Here is a 20,172-nt window from a genome sequence, read left to right on the forward strand (position 1 = left end):
CGGGCGGTAAATGTCAGCTCGTAATCGTCAGCCGGCTACCCTCTCCCCCGGGTTTGGGTGCTTCCACGAGCAAGCGTTTGTGCAGGCGTTCCTGCAGTTCCGGGACGTGGCTGATGACGCCGACGGCGAGCTGCTCGGTTTGCAATTGTTCCAGGGCGTTTACTACGGTGTCGAGCAGTTCTGCGTCCAGTGTACCGAAACCTTCATCAAGGAAGAAAAATTCCAGCGGATGTTGGCCTCGCAACTGAATGGAAACGGAAAGGGAAAGAGCCAACGCCAATGATGTTAAAAAGGTTTCCCCACCCGAAAGTGTCGATGTAGGCCTTTTTTGTCCACCGTTAAAATAATCGGCGATCAAAAATCCACCGTTTGAATCGAGCGTAAGGGCGTATCTTCCCTGGGTGAGGGCATGCAGACGCTCGGACGCATGGCGGGTGACCTGCATAAGTTGTTCCTCGGCGATGAAATCGACGAACGCTTTCCCCCGGAAAACGTTGGCCAGTTCCCGGTAATGACCGATTTTTGTCACCAGTTGTTGTCGTTCTTCTTCAAGTTCCTGATAACGGTGGTGTTTGTCCTGGAGGTCTTCCCATTTTGAGCGGGCGACACTTTGGTCTCCCAGTAGTTTCTCGACGTGTGCTTCTTTTTGCTGGAGGGTATTATCCAACACTTCCCATTCTTCGTCGGTCACTCTTTGTCCGTCCAATGTTTTTTCTACTTCAGATAAACGTTGGTTCGTATGGGAAAGTCGTGTTTCAAAGTTTCGGGTGTCCTCTTCATATTTTTTTCTGTCATTATTTGTTAGACAGTAGTCCTGGATCGCTGCACTGGTTAGCTCTTCATGATGAGCAAAGTGTTTTTCGGCTTCCCGGCCTTCACTTGTGTTTAGTTGTTGTTGCCAGCGCTCCTCGGCTAGATGGTATTGTTCGATGGCCGCTGTTCGTTGTTTAGCGGCGGCCGCTTGTTGCTGCTGGGCTTCCTGGTGTTTACGGGTCGCTTTTTGAAACGTTTCTTCTGCCGTTTTCTCTTCACTTTGCAAGAACTGCCGTCTGTCCTTTGCTTCTGTTAAGGCCGCGCTTGCCGACGTGTTTTCGCCGAGCCATTGCTGAAGTCTTGCCTGTTCTTGCTGATACGTATTTTTCAGTTGCTCGAGTTCCGTTTGTCGTTGCAAGAGTGACATTTGCATGTTAGTCTGTCGGGTTTCCGCCTTTTTCAGATGGTCACGTAATTGTTCACGGTTTTGTTGGAGTTCTCGTACTTCTTCTCGCAGCTTTAGTTGCCGTTCCTGTTCTTCTTTGGCCGCCTCCCACGCGTCATCGATCGTCGATAATGAGTGTTCGGGGAAGGATTCAAGCCATTCGTCATTCTGTTTTTGGTAGATGTCCGCTTGTTTTTGCTTTTTCGTTGTCGCTTCTTTTTGATTTGTTGTTGCCTGTCTGTAGAGCGTTTCTATTTCTCTAAGGTTGGCGTCGTATTGCTGCACTTCTTCTATCTGTTGCCTGGTGTTTTTCAGAAGCTTGTCCAACGATCGTAATTTTGCTTCCAGCTTATGCAAAAATTGTTGGGCTTTTGTTGGTAAATGTTCCGCGTCTTCATCCATGTGTTCAGGATGAGCAGGCCTTTCGTCTCCGCTGGTCGGTGGCTGTAAGGCAGACAATTCGATCATTGTAGCGATCTGTTCTGAATAGTGGTCGAGCTGCAAGAGATACCTGTCAATCTGAAAGTCTGCTTGCAAACGTTCTCGCGCTTCCTCAAGCGCATCATAATGGTGGTTTACCTGGCCTACAGGATGACCCGGAGAGGGATGATGCTCAGAACCGCAGACCGGGCAGGCTTTTCCTTCTTCTAAATGGGCGACGAGCGTGCGGATGGTTTCCGCTTGGTTGTGGTTGATGGTTTTCGTTTGCGCCTCTTTTATGGCTTCGACCCAGGTCTCTTGCTCTCTCTTCGCTTCATGTAAATCGATATACCACTGCGAAAGATTGGATTGGCTGACGGCCAGTTGCTCGGCAGCCCGCTCTCTTTGCGCTTTTTCGTCATTCAGCTCGGCTGCTTGCTGGCGGACTATTTCGATGGCTTGTTGTTCGGCTTCTTTCTCTTCTTCCAACCGCTGGGCTTGCTGTTTTAAAGCATCCCCCTTCTCTTGGGCGCGTCGGATCTGTTCTCGTTTAGGCTCATTGTCTTCGAGCGTTGTAAGTTCACTTTCTTTTTCTTGCAGAGCCTCCTTTGCTTGTGTGTCCTCCTCTGTTGCTTGTTCCCATTCGCGTTGGGCCGTCATTTGTTCTTTTTGCAATCTCGTTTCTTCGGTGCGGGTTTCTTCAATTTTTTCGGCAGAGTCCTGCAGTTGTGTTTCCAGCGTTTCGGCTTCTTCAAGTTGAGAGATTTTGACGGTAAGGTCGGGCTCTTCTGCTTGTCGTTTTTCCCTGGCTGTCCGGTAAATGTTTTCTGCTTCCTTTTCATCTTTCTCAAGTTTTTCGGATTCTGCCTGGCTTATCCTTAAAGCTTCTTCGGCCTCATCTCGCGCTTGTTCGCTTCGCTCTTTATCTTCGATATACGGAAGGAGGTGATGAGCGATCGCGCTGAGTCGCAAAGCCTGCAGGCGTCGTTCGTGCTGCGGTTGTTCCTGGGACAACGTTTCGCGTTCGCTTAAGAGTTCTTCGCGAATGTTTTGTTGTTCGCGAATATCCCTTGCCTTTTTCCATTTTGTTTCCAACTCATCTTTTTCGCTTGCTGCTTGCTTTAGCTCATTTTCCACCTGCACGACGGCTTGCCTTGCCTGGGCCAAAGCTACCTTGGAAGCATCTCCGAGGCCGTTCTGTTCCCCTTCAATCGTCCTTCGTTGTGTTTCTGACTCCGCCAGATGGTTTTTAACTTTTTCATTGAGTTCGTCCCCGTATTTATGTAAATCGAAGAGACGCTGCAGCACTTCACCGCGCTCCGCTCCTTTCAGGCTCAGAAATTCGGAAAACTTATTTTGTGGGAGAACGACCGCGCGCGTGAAATCGTCAATTTTCAGCCCGATAATGTTTTCCACCTCACGATTCATGGCGCCGGTCTTATCTGCCAGTACGACCGAGGCGTCAGAGGTGGTTTCAATCAAGCGGGAACGCGTCGTTTTTAGTTGCGAGTCGTTGCGTTTGGCCCGTCTTTCGGCGGTAAACATACGCTCGCCGAGACGAAAAGAAAAAGAGACGGCCACTTCACTTTCCGACTGGTTAATCATACTTGCGCCGGCAGCGCCTGAACGGCTTATTTTTCCATAGAGCGCAAAGGTCATCGCGTCGAGAATCGTGGATTTTCCGCTGCCCGTAGGCCCGAATATGCCAAAGACACCCCCGGCACAGAGATGGTTGAAATCGATCGTTTGCTCTTCACGGAAACTATGAAGGCCGCGGACATTTAGTTGTAGCGGTCTCATCGGACATTCACCTCCTGACGCGTGTCGTCTTTATCTTCCTCCAACAGCTCTAGAAACAATTGGGTGAGTGCAGGTTCCGGCACCGCCCCGCCGGTCTTTTTCTCATAAAATTGCCGGAACAGTTCTTCGATGGGTAAATCCCTGCGTGTTTCATACATATGAAACGTCTCTTCGGGCAAAATCATGCGAATGGTTACAATGCCCGGGTGCGCACGGCGAATCGCCTGGATTTCATCAGGCTTAAGCGTATACTCGCTATGAATGGACAGTTCGATCCAATCGTTTCTCCCCCGGCCTTCGTCCAGCCAGCGGTCCACCTGGGAAAGCCCTTCCGTAGCCTTCCAGCGTGTAAGCGCTTTTCCGCTGGAAAGGGGAATTTCGGTGACCTCAGCCGGTTCCCCCGGGTGTGCTTCAATGATCGATACCGATTTGGCAACGCCTGTTTCATTGAAAGAAAAGGCGAGGGGAGACCCGGCATAACGGGTGGGGGACGTTGCTTCTCTCACCCACTGGGGGCGATGCAAATGACCGAGTGCCGTGTAAGCGATGTTGTCCGGCAAGCTCCCGGGGCGGACCGTATATGCTCCCCCTACTTCAATCGGACGTTCAGAGTCGGAACCGGCCCCTCCGGCCATAAACAAGTGACTCATCACCATATTGACGTTATCATTCGTAAAACCGGCGCTTAATTGTTGAAATAAACGGGAAATGCGAGCGTCATAAGCCATTCTGTACGCCTCGTCATCACCTGCAAATACCCCGGCATCCGAGAAACTTTCATTTAACCTGGCTTCGGACGGATAAGGAAGCGCGGCTACGTGTAAATGGGTTTTCGCGGAGGCGATCGGGACTTTGACAGCCGTGGTTCGCGGCCAGCCAACGATGTGAATCGATTGCTCCTGCAGAAGCGGCATCGCGGCCGCCAATCGTTCCGGCTGATCATGATTGCCGGCAATGACGATGATCGGCCGTTTCCCTTTATCGGACAGTCTACTCATACTTTCATAGAAAAAACGTTCCGCACTCGCGGGTGGGTTGCTGCTGTCAAAAACATCACCGGCCATCAGGACAGCATCAATCGCGTACTCATCTATAATCGTAACGAGCTCGTCCATAAAGGCTTCATGCTCGGGCAGGCGATCCCTGCCTTCCAAGGTTCTGCCCAAATGCCAGTCGGCGGTGTGTAAAATCCGCATCAAAAAAACCCTCCATATCTTCCTAGATTGAAATCGTATAGCCGCCGGCAAAGAAATACAAATAGCGTTCCTGAATGCTCCTTTGCCATATCCGTTCGATGGCTTCAGAATAAAGCCGGATCTGCTCCTCGTAACGCGTTCGCAATAATCGTTCCATATCTTCTGCGGATTCTCTGCCGCTGATTTGATCGGTTTTATAATCAATGAGGACGAGATTTTCGTGCTCGTCGCGGAATAAACAATCCACGACACCCTGGATAAGAATGGGTTCGCCTTCTTCATCACTCCAATTCCCATAGACTTGATCAGCGGGTTTAACAAACGTAAAAGGCACCTCCCGATAAACACGGGGTGATTGTCGGAGACGCCGACCGAGATCGGATTGTAAAAAACGCACAATCGCCGGGACATCAATCGCTTGTGCCTGCGATTCGGTCAGTTGTTCATTTTCCATCATTTCCGTGACGGTTCCCTCGATGGCCGTCGTTGTACTGTCTTGGAGAGGAAGGCGCTGCATGACCGCATGCATCGCCGTTCCGATTTCTGCACGGCTGAGTGATCCTTCCCCTTTTTGCATAAAGCGGGGACGATTGGCATGGGCGGATTGAAAAGCGTGCTGTCGAGTCGATTTTGCGGCATACGGGTCATCGCTGTCATTTCGTCGTTTAAGTTCGCTCACGCTTTGTTTGGCAAAATGCGTCGTCGCCCGCAGGTGTGAATACGTCCAGTCGAGTCTTTTTTGCACGAGCTCTTCATTTTCACCGGAATGATGAACGGGCTGCAATTTTTGCACGTTGGCCAACGTCGTTTCCACTTCGACGGGTTCTGTTTCGTTCGCAGCGAACCCGTGAACCTCAGCAAGTTCCAGTTGCCACTCCGAGTGATCCGGAAGCGCTAAATGCGCCGGAGCCCCCGCTTCTTCGCGAAAGGCTTTAGCGGCGTGATGCCGGATGACGGCAGGGCCGATCCAGTCGAAGAATGATTGGGCGCGTGTTCGCGTTTGCAAGGGCAATAACTCGGTATCTGTCTGCGCCCGCTTGATCCAGCGATCGATCGTTTTCTCCCTGTCTTTGGCCGTTCCGACGAGGATCGCTTTTTCTTTCGCCCGGGTGATGGCGACATAAAGGATTCGCAACTCTTCGGATAATTGCTCTTTTTTGGCTTCCTGTTTAATCGCTATTTCCGGAAGGGTTTGATACGTCGCGCGTTTGGCCATATCCATATATTTGGAACCAAACCCGAGGGATTGATGGATTTGTACCGGCGCTTGAACATCCTTGAAATTAAACGTTTTCATCATGCCGGCGACGAACAGAACGGGATATTCCAGACCTTTGCTTTTATGAATGGACATGATTTTGACGACGTTCTCCTGTTCACCGAGCGCGCGAGCCACTTCCAAATCGTCCCCGCGCTCTTCCATGCGATCGACGAAACGAAGGAAGCGGAACAAGCCGCGAAAAGCTGTTTGTTCATATGTTCGCGCCCGGTCATAAAGAGCGTGAAGATTGGCCTGTCTTTCCTTGCCGCCGGGCAATCCGCCCACGAAAGTATCATAACCCGTTTCCCGGAATAAATCCCAGATCAATTGCGATAAGGAATGGTGTCGTGCCTGGGAGCGCCATTTCTGCAGATGGTTATAGAAAGCGGCCACCCGATCGCGCCATTCGCCCCCTTGTCTTTGTTTTTCTTCTATAAATGAAAGGTTGGCAGCAGGGGAAAGCACGGGTTGTTCCGCGACGATTTTTTTCATCGCCTCGTAAAACGGCTCGCCCTTTCCCTTTAATCGGATTTCTGCCAATTCATTTTCACGTAAACCGACGATGGGTGAACGCAGAACACTGGCTAACGGGATGTCTTGATAAGGGTTGTCAATGACACGCAGGAGCGCCATCATGACTTGTACTTCCACCCGTCGAAAGTAGCCGCCCGATTGTTCGGCGTACGCCGGGACGCCCGCTTGCTTGAATATATCCATAAATGTTGAGGCGGCCGGCATGGAACGCATAAGAATGGTGATATCCCGGTATTCAATCGGGCGCGTGTCACCGAGTTTTTTATCGTATACCGGGTAGCGGTTTTCAATGAGCGTTTGAATTTTTTCCGCTATCCACTGCCCTTCTTTTTCCGCCACTTGCAGATCTTCTTCCTCGTCATCCGAGGTCTGCATCGTACGGTCTAAAAGGATGACTTCATTTTCATATCCCGAGGCCTTCTGTTCATAGTCAACATTGCCGTAACTAAGGGCCTGGCTCTCATCATATGGCACAGCACCGAGGCTTTCATTCATCGTTTGCCGAAAGACATAATTGACCCCGTCGAGCACTTGTTTCCGACTGCGAAAATTTTCGGAGAGATCAATGCGAATGCCCTCGGTATTGTCGGAGCGAAGGGTTGTCTCGGTCAATGCATCATATTGCTTTTGTTTCTCCAAAAACAGGGAAGGCTCGGCGAGACGGAAGCCGTAAATGCTTTGTTTTACATCCCCGACCATAAACCGGTTATGTCCGTTCGAGAGCAAGCGCAAAATCGCTTCCTGAACACGGTTGGTATCCTGGTATTCATCGGTGAGAATTTCCGCAAAATAATCCTGATAGGACCGGGCAACCGTCGATGGTGTATCCGTCGTCCCCTCGCTCAGGATATACAGGGTTAAATGTTCCAGGTCTTCATAGTCGATGATGGCTTTTTCCCGTTTGGCCTCGGCGTAGCGCGTGCTGAATTGTTGGACGAGGGTGACAAGCAACCGCACGTGTCCTTTCATATCGCGGATTTTTTGCAAATGCCTCGTCGGATCAGCAGAAAAAATCGTGGCGATGTCCTGGATCATCTCTTTGGCTTCATCGCGATAACTTTTACTTTGCGCGGCGATTGCTTCATCGACGTCTTTGCCCTTTGCCGGGAGCCTTGCAAATGTAAAATTTTTTAATGTCTGATGCCAGTGCTCCCAGGAATCATTTGCGATTAATGTTTCCAGCATTTGTTTTTCACTTGTCAGTACATCCACATATTTGTCCGGTCCTTCCGGAGATTCAGCCAGGGACAATGCTTTTTGCAATGATTCAGCGGCGACGAGCATTTGCTCGCGCGCGTATGTCTGGATGGAGGCTCCCCAAGGTGTTTCTTCAACGTTTTCATAATGATTTTCATACATGCCCGCCATCGCTTCAAGCCAGCTCTCCGGATCGGGTTGTGCCCGCGAGCGGGTAAATAATGTCAACAACCATTTACGCAAGCCATCGTCACCGCGATCCCCGCTATAGGCATCTACGACTTCGAAAAACAGGGAATCCCGGGACCCATAGTAGTCTTCCAACAGCTCGTCCAACACTTCATCCTTGATGATTTCCCGTTCGGTGTCATTGGCGATGCGCACGTTCGGATCGATATTGGCTTCGTAATAATAATGGCGTATCACGTCATTACAGAATGAATGGAGCGTGGAGATATGAGCGCGATTAAGCAAATGCCTTTGCCGCTGCAGGTGCAAGGATCCCGGTTGCTCTTTTAAGGCTTCATCAATTCTTTGACCGATACGCGCGTTCATTTCCGCCGCTGCCGCGTTTGTGAATGTGACGACGAGTAAACGGTCGATGTCAGCCGGGTCGTCGGGGTCGATCACTCGGCGCGCGATGCGTTCAACGAGCACAGCGGTCTTCCCGCTGCCGGCGGCTGCTGACACGAGAATATTCCCACCCCGCAGGGAAATCGCCTGCCATTGTGTATCAGTCCAGTGAACATGGACCGGTTTCGCATCCAGCTTCCACATGGGCTCGTCTATATGTGTATTCACGATTGTTCCCCCTCCCGTTTCATTCGTTCGATCGTTTCTTCAGGCGTTAAGGTGGGTAAAAAACGATAATCATTGCTCGGAAGTGTCGGGTCAAATTGGCAAACCGATGCGAATGGGCAATAGGTACAGGCGATTTCGTTTTTATCGGTGCGGTACGGGTCGACCTCGACGGCTCCCCCGGTCATCGTTTCGCCAATGTCTTTTAACTTAGTGTGAAGATATGATCGTAGCGATGCAAAATCTTCTTTTTGCAGCACTGACGAAGACGATTTGGAAAATTCTCCGTCCTTTTTAATATAGGCCGGGATAATCGCCGATCTCCCCCCATTTTCAATCGTTTGATCCATTAATGCAGCAATTCTTTTATCTTCCGGAAGCCATCCCTGCATTTTAAACTTTTTAAACCACTCCTCGGCGATTTGTTCATTCGACATGCCTTCATCGGCTTCAATGACGGGATTGTGCACGTGAAAATAAAACATCCCGCCAATATTGGCATCCTGCCCCAACCACTCTTCGGCACTGTTCAGAATCACATCAAGATAAACGGGCATTTGCAGCGAAAGTCCATGATATACATCGGAAAAGCGCAGCTTTTGCGCGCTCGATTTATAGTCGATAATGCGCAAGAAGTTGTCGTCGGCTCGATCCACGCGATCAATGCGCCCACGCAGGGACATATGGATACCATTGTTTAAACGGAACGAATACGTTGGAATGTCTCCCGTTTGCTCGCCAAACGTGACTTCCAGACCGATCGGCTCAAAGCTTGACGCACGTGCCTGTGTGCGCATCGTTTTCGTCGTGTGCACGATGACATCTTCCAGCTTTTTGCTTAAGTAAGCGTGGCGGTTGGAGCTGAACAAAATATTTCGCTGAATATGCGGAAGAATGTTTCCCACGGTATCCCGAGCAATCTGCCGACAATCGTCATCCGAAAGATCCGACCAGGCGAGCTCATTCTCCCGGACGACCTCGGCGACATCTTTTAAGGCAGCATGAAACAATTCTCCGATATCAGGCGCTTCCAATTTGTAGACATCGCGCTCCTTCAGCCCTAATCCATACGTGCTGAAATGCCGAAACGCACATTGCTGAAACAACTCCATCCGGCTGACGCTCGTCTGGATCTCGTCTCCATAAAGAGAGCTCGTCGTTTCTTTTTCCAATGGTGCAGCCCGGTTCCTGTAAAAAAGACTTCCGAGCGCCGTGCGCAAACGATCATGCCACTCGGGTTTTTCTATGAACCAATGGTACACGTCCCACCATACAGTGGGGATATCTTCGCCGCTTTGCCACTGTTGCAACTGCATGGCCAATTCTTCCATCGCCTGTTCGGGATGATTGATAAACGAAAGCTGCTTCTTTTCGGTCTCACTAAGGGCTTCCGCTTGCATGAGCGATATTTCGATGTCGGGGAATTGTTCCTGCAACCGTCCAATAACCGGGGACGGGAGCAGTGTTTTTCCATCCTCATCCGCGAGCGCATACGTGTAAATGAGCAAATCGGAAGGACTTGCCTCGGCCATATATAAATAAAACGGTTCATCCCAAAGGCGTTCGTTCGCCGAAGGCCCGATGGAAATGCCGGTATCTTCAAGCTGCGCGCGTTCACGATCACGAATGAGCCCCTCTTCTTCCGGTTTTGCCGGCAGGATTCCTTCATTGGCGCCGATAATAAAAGTCACGTGAACATCGGGCAAGCGCGAGCGTTCCATGTCGGCCACGGTGACTTGATCGATCGCCGGGGGGACCAGCGCGAATTGCATGCTTTCCAGGCCGGCATCCATCATGCGATTAAAATAAAAGAGAGAAAGCTTGTCATTTCCGGCGGCATCGACGAACTGGTCGAGAAGATCCATCACATTTTCCCATACCTGGTCATGCTCAGCGGCAATCTCCAACGCGCCATCGGCAACCGCTTGATGGCGTATGTCTTCAATCTTTTCCGGTAACTGCAGGTCTTCGAAAAAAAGATACAAAGCTTCGCAGCGATCGCGAACACTGCGGGCACTCTTTATACGCTCTTCAAGGTTTAATAACGGAGTTATTAATGCATGACGGGTATCGTTTATGCGGTCTTCAATCTTTTTTTCCATATCCGTCTGTTCACGGGCTTCCAGGACATTACGGTGTCGCCGGTAAGGCCAGCGTTGTGTTTCCTTCCATTTGTTACCGTAAATGCCGTGCGCGAGCGCGTAGTTTTCCAGTTCATCCACGCGCTCGCGCCAAGTGTCCCAGTTGCTGTGAACAGGAAAAAGCAGATCGGTTTTTAACGCGCGAAATACGGCCTCAAAGGGCCAGTTTTTCTCGATGATTTCCAGCGTTGAACGGATGAGTTCCACGACAGGATGATGCATCATCGACCTTTTTTCATCCAGAAACATCGGAATGTCCAAACGGGAAAATACGCGTTTTAGCCATTCCTCATACGGTCTCCCGTCGCGTATGAGAATCGCGATATCCCGATAGTGGTAGCCATGATCCCGGACGAGCTCGATAATTTTACGGGCGACGCCTTCCACTTCTGCGCGGCGGTTCACCGCTTCATAAATGTGCAGCGCGTTACTGCCTGTATCAGACGTTTGACCGGCCTGTTCCAACTGCGCGAGTCTCTTTTCCCGGAAGCGTTTAGTGGCAAAACGTGTGAACACTTTCCAGCTATAGCCGTGCTTCTGAGCCAGGGAGGTGATTTTTGTATAGGTTTTCGCGGGTAAGTAAAAACGACTAAGCTCATTCGGACTTATTTCTTGACTGGGCACGTGATCCAGGGGAAGGGCGACGGTCAGTTCATCGGCCTTTGTGAATAGCGATTCGACGACGAGCAATTCCTGGGGGCTGAAATCATAAAATCCATCAATATAAACGCTGGCACCCTGCAACCATTCTGAGTCCGGCAACTGGTGGATGAGCTGCTTTAAAGCTTCTTCTGTGTTCATATATGTACCGTGAAAGGTTTCCTCAAAGCGTTCGTAGACGAGCGCAATATCGTGAAGCTTATCCTGTAAGCTTCCCGTTTGCTTTACCTGTTCCCAATGCTCGAGCTTTTCCGTAATGAGTTCGGGGGTTATCGCCTGACGTCTCAACTCCGTTACCATTTTCTCCATTTCCTGTATAAAACCATCCGTGTCGGCCGCTTTTCTGAACACACGGAAGTCTTGTTTAACTTCTTCTACAATTTTGCGTAAAAGCATGTGAATGCCTGCCCGCTGTAAATGTTCTCTCGTACTTCCTCCTGTTTCCTGCAGGACGCGTAAAGCAAGGCGGGAGAAACTCATGACGTGAGCCCGTGAGAGCCCCCCGGTCCGGATCGTCAGTTGATACTCGACTTGAAAGGTCATTTGTTCCGGAACGAGATAAAGAATCGGAGGACCATCGACCGCCTCGTCAGATAACTTCTGCTCCACTTCATTCAGAAGTGTCGTCGTTTTCCCGCTGCCGCTTCTGCCTAGATAAAAACGCGGTTCCATATTCACCTTTCCTTTCCGAATATCAGATATCAGATGCCGGATGCCTGAGAACAGACATCGGCAGCCGGAAGCCAGAAGATGACGCCACGTTTACTTTTTCCGGCCTCCGGCCTCAGAAATCTGACCTCTGGAGTTGCCACACTTCATCGGTGGGAACCATCAATCCCACCCTTCCCCCCTGGCCCGGGGGTGGCTGTCTCGTTGCATAAATGACGCCGACGACCTCGCCGTCGTCATTGATGGCCGGACTTCCGCTGTTACCCCGATACGTCGGTGCGGAAATGGTCGTTGGGTTCCCGGTGTCCAAAATCTCTCCCTCATTGGCAATACCTGTAAAATTAAGGGGGTTTCCGATAATCGTAATGTTCGTTCCTTCTTCGGTCTCAGCTCCTTCAGGCTGAAGCTGGAGGGGATCGACAGCAATATCCTCTTCGATTTCGATCAAAGCCAGATCCACATCTTCGGACTGACTTACGATACTCGCTTCATATGCAGAACCGTCATGTAAGGATACCCCGATCTGAAATGCATCTTCCACCACATGACGGTTCGTAGCAATAAGGCCGTCATCGTCAATGAAAAAGCCGGTACCTCGGGCTGAAGCACCCGGTTGCTCCACTTGCAGCGTCACGACCGACTCCCGCCATTCGGCGACATCTTCATCCTGGGATAATTCATAGGAGGTCGTTAAAAAGTCGACGACGTCAGGCTGAATGAATTGAACGAGCGTGCTAACCCCCTGAAAGATAAGCAAAAAAGAAGCAAAGATGATCCCGAGTTTCATCCAGCGCTTTTTGCCTCTCTTTTTCTTCATCGTTATTTCATCATCCACTTCCTCACGCAGAAAGGCTTCCAGCGGGGGCTCTTCCGGCGGGATATCATCGTCTTCGCTGTCCTCGCCTTCCTCTTCCTCCCACAGGAATTCGTCTTCATCATGTCTGTCGTTATCGCGATGATTGTCTCGATCCATATTTAAACGATCTCCCTTGGCGTTGTGCGCACGGATGAAGAACATATGTTTCTTATTATCATAACATAATGATAAAAACTATGCCAACGATTTGCCGGACTCGTTAAAGAAAACTTGGCTTATCGCCAATTTATGGCGAAAGCCTTAGTTGTACTTATGCAAGATAAGAAAGTAGAACTTTCTTATATGCCGAAAAAACGGCTGCCGTTTAAGCAGCCGTTCCCCTCACTCGCGAAAATAGTCCTTTTTAAAACCGCCGATGATTCCCGTGTCATCGACGATGAAATAGAATTCCTGCGTTTCATTTTTCACATCATACGTCTTTCCGGGCGTGAGCACCCGGTCAACTTTGTATTTCGCCGCGTTGGCATGAACACACGTAATCGTTTTAATCGGTTCTTTATTTTGCCATACGAGATGCTGCATATACGTCGCCCCTACTCATAATGATAACTAAGCTCCGGTAAGTGCTCCAATATAAACTGAGCCTTTACAGGATCTGCTTTTAAATTAAAGCGTTTGTAATAGGTTAGCACTTTATCAAAATGATGCGCCATCTGTTTATTGTCATGAAATATGCGTTCGAAGGCTTCATCTGCCAACATAAACGCCGCCACAAAGTCACTAAACGGAATGACATAAAAAGACGTTTCATTTTGCAACGACGTACACTGGGACATTTCCCGCGCCTGTTCCCGGAAGAAAGAAGCCACTTCCTCGATATAACTGCGGTGTGATTCAGTGACACGGGCGGCCTTATTATCATAAAACTGTGTAAGCTCCCGAAAAAAGGTAATAAAGAATGGAAGATCTTCACGCTTTATGTTTAAATCAAACCCGGCTTCCTTGATTCGCGGCCAGGTCATCGGTTCCATGCTGTGATTGAGTGAACGAAGATAGAAATAGCGTTTAGGGGTACTATTCATGGTGCTCCCTCCCAACGAATGATCGGTAAAGAAAACTTGGCTTATCGCCAAGCCTTTAAGGCGATAAGCCTTAGTTGCACTTATGCAGGATAAGAAAGTCACACGAATAATGTTTTTCCAGAATGATATTGATTATCGTTATTATACCATGAGAAGGAGCAGAAAAAAATAGTTTAGCCATTAAAGAAAACTTGGCTTACCGCCAAGCCTTTAAGGCGATAAGCCTTAGTTGCACTTATGCAGGATAAGAAAGTGGTTTATACTTTCTTACCTGCCAAAAAACGAGAACTCCCGATAGGGAGTTCCCATGCCGGCGTTAGTACAAAACGCCACCTTATCGTGAAATCAATGCTTTTACAAACAGTTTAAGCGCCGAATGTCACCTATCATATCAACGAGCGCGGAGTCGTTGAAGTGGGTGTTGCTCAGTTCTTCTTTGCACAGATAAATGTGCAAGGTGTCACGGTCAGGTTTCTGTTCCAGGTAGACACCGGTGACGTCGGAATCATCATCCGAAATAATGTCCATTTCCAGTTTTTCGGCAATAGCCTCGAGCTGGAATTGGCCCTTGGGCATATCGACATTAATGGTGAGGTGTTCCGGTGTATTTTCGGAAATAAGCCCCCACTTCGTTCCTTTCCAGGAACGGCATCCTGTTCGGCTATTCAGCACAATCCCTTCATGTTGATCCTGGGAAAGCCGAGTGTTAGACCAGCCTCGCATTTGAATAGCCGCACATAGTTCCATTGCCTTTGATTGTACACGCATGTCAATCCCTCCTTAAAAATTTAGGCAGTTGCCATTGACGTGTGCATCGTAATAATGCGACTAAAATGTGAGACTTTAGAAAATAAAGTCTACAATACATATCTCCTGGTGGGATGCATTGCAGGTAGAATTATAATAACACAATTCACCAATTTTGAAACCACATTTTTTAAGTTTTTTTAAATTTCCTCTGCAAAAGGCGGGAATCCAGTGACATCCTCTCGGTATTAAAATACCGAGCATCCGAAAGACCTTGCCATTCATCCCCTTATTCAAATAAGGGGATGAATGGCAATTGGCCGTAAAAAAAGCGCCCGAAAAAGGGCGCCCATGAGACGTGGAAAGTTTGCCTTTAGCCTTCCAACAATAGATCTTCCGGCTCTTCGAGCAACTGCTTCAATGTGACGAGAAAGCTTACAGCTTCTTTTCCGTCGACGATACGGTGATCATAAGATAAAGCGGTATACATCATTGGCCGGTTCTCCATTCGCTCCTTATCAATAGCTACCGGGCGATATTGGATCGTATGCATGCCGAGGATGCCGACCTGTGGTGAATTCAGGATAGGCGTGGATAATAACGAGCCGAACACGCCACCGTTAGTGATCGTAAATGTTCCGCCGGACAGATCATCCAGGCCTAGTTTGTTGTCGCGGGCCTTTTCCGAGAGACGGCCGATCTCATCCTCAATCCCGGCAAAGCTTAAGCGATCGGCATCGCGTACGACCGGCACGACAAGTCCTTGATCTGTGGATACAGCCATACCGATATCATAAAACTGCTTTTTAACAACCTCTGTTCCCTGGATTTCCGCGTTGAGGAGCGGATAGTGTTTAAGGGCGCCAATCACACCTTTAGTGAAAAAGGACATGATACCCAGTTTTGTCCCGTCGTGCTTCTCCTGGAACGATTCTTTTTTACGTTTGCGTAAGTCCATAATCGCGGACATGTCCACTTCATTAAACGTGGTTAACATGGCGGTGGATTGCTGGACGTCTACGAGGCGATTCGCGATCGTTTGACGGCGTCTCGACATGCGCTCGCGCTCGATCGGTTTTCCGCCAAACTCATCTTCGGGTTCCTGCTTTTCAGGGGCACTTTTTTGTGCTGATGCTTGCTGTTTTTGCGCTTCCTTGTTCGACTCGTAGGATTCAATGTCTTCTTTTCGTACGCGCCCGAGAGGATCGCGCACCGGGACATCATCGAGATTGATCCCTTTTTCTCTCGCGAGTTTGCGGGCAGCCGGAGAGGCGACGACATGATCCGACGAGTCATCCCCGCTATCCTCTTCGGTACTTTTTTCTTCCGGCTCGGCTTCTGTCTTTTCAGGTTGTGTCGTTTTCTCTGGTTCTTTTTCTTCTTGTTTGCTTTCAGTGGTCTCTTCGCCAGAACTTTCGCTGCTGCCTTCCGTCGCGTTTTCGTCGAGGGTGGCTACGGCGTCACCGACGGATACGTCGTCACCGACGTCGCTCAACAATTTTTGCAAGACGCCTGACTGTTCTGCGGTGAGTTCGATATTGACCTTATCGGTTTCAAGCTCGGCCACGGCTTCGCCTTTCTCCACGAAGTCGCCCGGTTCTTTCATCCATTCGGCAATCGTGCCTTCGGTCACTGATTCTGCGAGTTCTGGTACTTTGATTTCTGCCATTCTAGCTTCTCCCTTCTTTTAGGCCCAACGCATCATTGATAATTCTTTGCTGTTCTCTTTTATGCACATTCGGATCGCCTTCTGATGGGCTGGAACGGCGTCTGCGGCCGATATATTCAATATCGATGTCTGACGGTAATGTTTCGCGAAGGTACGGTTCAATGTAACCCCAGGCACCCATGTTTTTCGGCTCTTCCTGGACCCATTTGACGTGTTTAACATTGTTATATCGTGAAAGCACAGCTTCAATATCTTCTTTTGGATACGGATACAATTCTTCGACTCTCACGATGTGAAAACGGCTCGTATCTACGTCGTCATCGATATTTTCGTTTAGATCGATGGATATTTTTCCGCTGCAGAAAATGAGTGTCTCCACTTCATCTTCCTGCCCGCTCGTTTTCGGATCTTCGAGGGTTGCTGAAAACTTCCCGTCCGTAAACGCCTCATAACTGTCGGCAATCGTTTGATTCCTCAGGAGGCTTTTCGGGGTCATCAAGACGAGCGGCCTGACTTCATCCATCTCCAGGGTAGCTGCCTGACGCCGTAACAAATGGAAGTATTGGGAAGTGTTCGTCGCGTTGACAACGTTCCAGTTGTTCTCGGCTGCGAGAGACAGGAAGCGTTCCAAACGGGCGCTGGAATGTTCGGGTCCTGCACCTTCATAGCCATGGGGCAATAGCAGGACGATACCTGAGCGTTGACCCCACTTCGCTCTCCCGGCTGATATGAATTGATCGAAGATGACCTGGGCGGCATTGTTGAAATCCCCATATTGCGCTTCCCAGAGGACCAATGTATCAGGCGCCTGAACGTTATAGCCATACTCGAATCCAACGACGGCGGCTTCTGACAAAGGACTGTTATGAAGAGCAAACGAAGCTTTGGCCGTCGAAAGCGTGTGCATGGGAGAATAGTTTTCTCCGGTCTCGGCATCGTGCAGGATGAGGTGGCGCTGGTTAAATGTGCCACGTTCCGAATCCTGACCTGTCATTCTGATCGGCGTACCATCAGAAATAATCGAAGCGAGGGCGAGCGCTTCCGCGTGTGCCCAGTCGATGTTGCCTTCCGTAAATGCTTTTTCCCTGCGATTAAGGATACGTCTTACATTACGGAATACCGTAAATCCTTCCGGATGCTCGAGTAACTCTTCGTTTAATTGCTTCAGGCTGTCATAATCGACGCCGGTTTCAATATCGGGCAAACCTTTTTCAATGACTTCGGGCGGTTCTGCTTCTCCCGGAGTGGGGCTCTGTCCGGACACCTTTTCATATTCTTTTTCCAGCTTTTCCTGCATCTCTTCCTGCATCGACTTGGCCTGTCCCTCTTCAATAACCCCTTCCTGTTGCAACTTATCGGCGTATATCGTTCTGGCGGTATCATGAGCACGAATCATTTCGTAGAGTTTTGGCTGGGTCGCCGCGGGTTCATCCCCTTCATTGTGGCCAAAACGACGATAACCGACTAAATCGATCAAGAAATCTTTATGAAAACGACTGCGATATTCGCAAGCCAGGCGTACGGCTGCGATACAGGCGTCGGGATCATCGGCATTCACATGGATAATGGGGATCTCGAATCCTTTAGCCAGATCACTGGCGTAGGTCGTTGATCTTGAATCGTGGGTTTCCGTCGTGAAGCCGAGCTGATTATTCGCGATGATATGGAGGGTTCCCCCGATTTGATAGCCTTTGAGCCGACTTAAATTAAGTGTCTCGGCAACGATGCCCTCACCGGGGAACGACGCGTCTCCGTGCACGAGAATGGCACCCGACCTGTTGGTTTCAACATCCGGGAATCCGATTTTATTACGGTCTTCCTGGGCTGCACGTGTCGATCCGGCGACGACGGGATTGACAAATTCCAGGTGACTCGGGTTGTTGGCGACATCCACCGTCGTATGGGTCGATGATTGATTAAATTCCCGGTTAGCGCCTAAATGATACTTCACATCACCCGTCCAGCCGTAATTTAATGTGGAGGACCCTTCCGAAGGGGTTGTTTCCTGACTCGGAGCATTCATGAATTCCGAAAAAATAAAGTTATAGGGTTTTCCCAGGACGTGCGCGAGGGTGCTTAATCTCCCGCGATGGGCCATCCCGAGCAAAACATTATTCGCACCTTCCTGCATGAAATGCTGAACCATTTCTTCAAGCATGGGAATCATCGTGTCAATACCCTCAACAGAAAAGCGTTTTTGTCCGAAGAAATTTTGGTGTAGGAACTGTTCAAATTTTTCGGTGGCGGTTAATCTTTCCAGGAGACTCTGTCGCTTTTCATGTGATAAATTTTCAAAAATATCACCGGACTCGACCATTCGATTTAACCAGCCTCGTTCTTCAAGGTCGTAGACATGATCGAATTCAAACGCGATGGACTTCGTATACATCTGTTTGAGATGAACAATGGCCTCATACCCATCTTGTACGTGACTGGGCGCATCTTTACATAACATATCTGCAGGCATGGCTCTCAAGTCTTCTTCGTCCAGGCCATTTTCCTCGGGCTGTAAGAGAGGAGATTCTTCTCCGGGGGTGTCAAGTGGGTTCACGTCTGCCAGAATGTGGCCGAATATCCGAATATTATCGACTAGTTTCATGGCTTTGGCAATCTTGTGCATGGTGGAATGGGTCAATTCCGGTGATTCCACCTCCGCATGACCATTCAATGGCTGAGCGGCGGACGGCGCTCCGTTGGCTTGAAACCATTCTTTCAAATCATGGTCTACATCGTCCGGGTCGTGCTTATATTTTTCGTACATGTCGATCACGTAACCAAGGTTTGGTCCGTGAAATGTTTCCCAAGACTTTTCCGGCTTGGAAACGTTTCTGTCCATCTGCTACTACCTCCAGGTACACGTGTTTGCTTTTAATGGATAGGTTGTCAGTTTTTGAGGCGTGGTCAGTATAACCGGATTCCGGTATCATCACTCTCCTAAATTTTCCTTAGGGGAATCGCGAGTTGCTACCCCCGCTTATATAGTGTCTTGATCAGTGACCTTACCTAAAAGTCATCATGTATTCACATTTTTTATTCTAACATGGTCTGTAAGAGGATACAAAAGAAAGCGGACTGGGCGATGGTGCCTGTAGCGTCATGCTGTTAGGAACGTTCTCCCCTGTGCTACAATATATGGCAGAATCGAATAGGAAAGGATGGGAAAAATGATACATACACTTCTTTTTGATCTTGATGACACATTGATATGGGACAAAAAGAGCATCTCCGAGTCGTTGCTGGCCACATCCAACGACGCCGCTCGGCAGACGGGCATTGATAGTGGTGAGCTTATGGAAGCCGTTAAAACAGTGGCTCCGACTCTCTATGAAGAGCAATCGTTTTATCCATTAACGACCGCCCTCGGCATCAACCCCTTCGAGGGGCTGTGGGGGATGTTTGATGACATACACGATGCCCGCCTCAGGGAGATGGGGGCAAACATTGGGATGTATCAATTCGAAGTCTGGACGGAAGCGTTAAAAAAAGTCGAGGTAGACGATTTATCATTGGCCCGGGAACTCTCCAGACGATTCATCGAATATCGGGAAACGTTGCCTTATGTTTACGAAGAAACGTTTGAGGTTTTAACGAAAATGGATATTCCTTATCAACTCGCGCTCGTTACCAATGGTGCGCCCAGTTTGCAGCTGAAAAAACTGCAAATGACAAAAGCGCTGGTTCCATTTTTTGACCGTATCATTATCTCGGGGGCCTTCGGGGTTGGAAAGCCTGATTCCTCCATTTTTAGACATACCCTCACCCAGCTTGGTGCTGAAAAAGAGCAAACCGTTATGATCGGTGATAACTTGCACACGGATATCGTGGGCGGAAACCAGGCAGGCATCAAGACGATATGGGTGAATCGCGAGCAGGCGGAAAATAATACAGACATCATACCGGAAGTTGAGATCACCACGTTGCGGGAACTGGAAGATGCTATCGGTCGTATCGACGGTTTTTAATTTCGAAAGTTTGGGAGTGAT

11 protein-coding genes are annotated in these 20,172 nt (G+C 49.3%); 1 reads left to right on the plus strand and 10 read right to left on the minus strand.

The features are described from left to right. Positions 1–13: 13 nt before the first annotated feature. The 10 genes from BLS58_RS00300 to BLS58_RS00345 form a co-directional block, all read right to left on the minus strand. Complete coding sequence (locus BLS58_RS00300; RefSeq protein ID WP_090395564.1) at positions 14–3,418, minus strand: AAA family ATPase; 3,405 nt, start codon at positions 3,416–3,418, stop codon at positions 14–16. Next, positions 3,415–4,614, minus strand: a complete 1,200-nt coding sequence (locus BLS58_RS00305; RefSeq protein ID WP_090395565.1) for an exonuclease SbcCD subunit D — start codon at positions 4,612–4,614, stop codon at positions 3,415–3,417. The genes BLS58_RS00300 and BLS58_RS00305 overlap by 4 nt, the downstream gene beginning before the upstream one ends. Before the next feature lie 22 nt (positions 4,615–4,636). Beyond that, positions 4,637–8,407 carry a helicase-exonuclease AddAB subunit AddA gene (gene addA / locus BLS58_RS00310; RefSeq protein ID WP_245722999.1) on the minus strand — a complete coding sequence of 1,257 codons (3,771 nt, stop codon included), beginning with the start codon at positions 8,405–8,407 and terminating at the stop codon, positions 4,637–4,639. Next, positions 8,404–11,877, minus strand: a complete 3,474-nt coding sequence (gene addB, locus BLS58_RS00315) for a helicase-exonuclease AddAB subunit AddB (protein WP_090395566.1) — start codon at positions 11,875–11,877, stop codon at positions 8,404–8,406. Before addB ends, addA begins: the two co-directional genes overlap by 4 nt. 112 nt (positions 11,878–11,989) lie before the next feature. Then, entirely contained in the window at positions 11,990–12,847 is an 858-nt protein-coding gene (locus BLS58_RS00320) for a S1C family serine protease (protein WP_143018844.1), read from the minus strand. Positions 12,848–13,072: 225 nt separating this feature from the next. After that, complete coding sequence (locus BLS58_RS00325; RefSeq protein ID WP_090395568.1) at positions 13,073–13,273, minus strand: DUF6501 family protein; 201 nt, start codon at positions 13,271–13,273, stop codon at positions 13,073–13,075. 11 nt (positions 13,274–13,284) lie between these two features. Beyond that, positions 13,285–13,773, minus strand: a complete 489-nt coding sequence (locus tag BLS58_RS00330; RefSeq protein ID WP_090395569.1) for a hypothetical protein — start codon at positions 13,771–13,773, stop codon at positions 13,285–13,287. 354 nt (positions 13,774–14,127) lie between these two features. Beyond that, on the minus strand, positions 14,128–14,541 hold the full coding sequence (locus tag BLS58_RS00335; RefSeq protein ID WP_090395570.1) for a hypothetical protein: 414 nt from the start codon (positions 14,539–14,541) through the stop codon (positions 14,128–14,130). A gap of 352 nt (positions 14,542–14,893) precedes the next feature. Beyond that, positions 14,894–16,189 carry a 2-oxoglutarate dehydrogenase complex dihydrolipoyllysine-residue succinyltransferase gene (gene odhB, locus BLS58_RS00340; protein ID WP_090395571.1) on the minus strand — a complete coding sequence of 432 codons (1,296 nt, stop codon included), beginning with the start codon at positions 16,187–16,189 and terminating at the stop codon, positions 14,894–14,896. Between the two features lies 1 nt (position 16,190). Then, a complete protein-coding gene (locus BLS58_RS00345) occupies positions 16,191–19,025 on the minus strand; it encodes a 2-oxoglutarate dehydrogenase E1 component (RefSeq protein ID WP_090395572.1) in 2,835 nt (944 codons plus the stop codon). Between the two features lie 328 nt (positions 19,026–19,353). Between BLS58_RS00345 and BLS58_RS00350 the strand changes: the two genes are divergently transcribed. Beyond that, positions 19,354–20,151, plus strand: coding sequence for an HAD family hydrolase (locus BLS58_RS00350; RefSeq protein ID WP_090395573.1), 798 nt, complete (start codon positions 19,354–19,356; stop codon positions 20,149–20,151). Positions 20,152–20,172 lie beyond the last annotated feature (21 nt).

This window comes from Natribacillus halophilus (genome assembly GCF_900100185.1).
GTDB lineage: Bacteria > Bacillota > Bacilli > Bacillales > Marinococcaceae > Natribacillus > Natribacillus halophilus.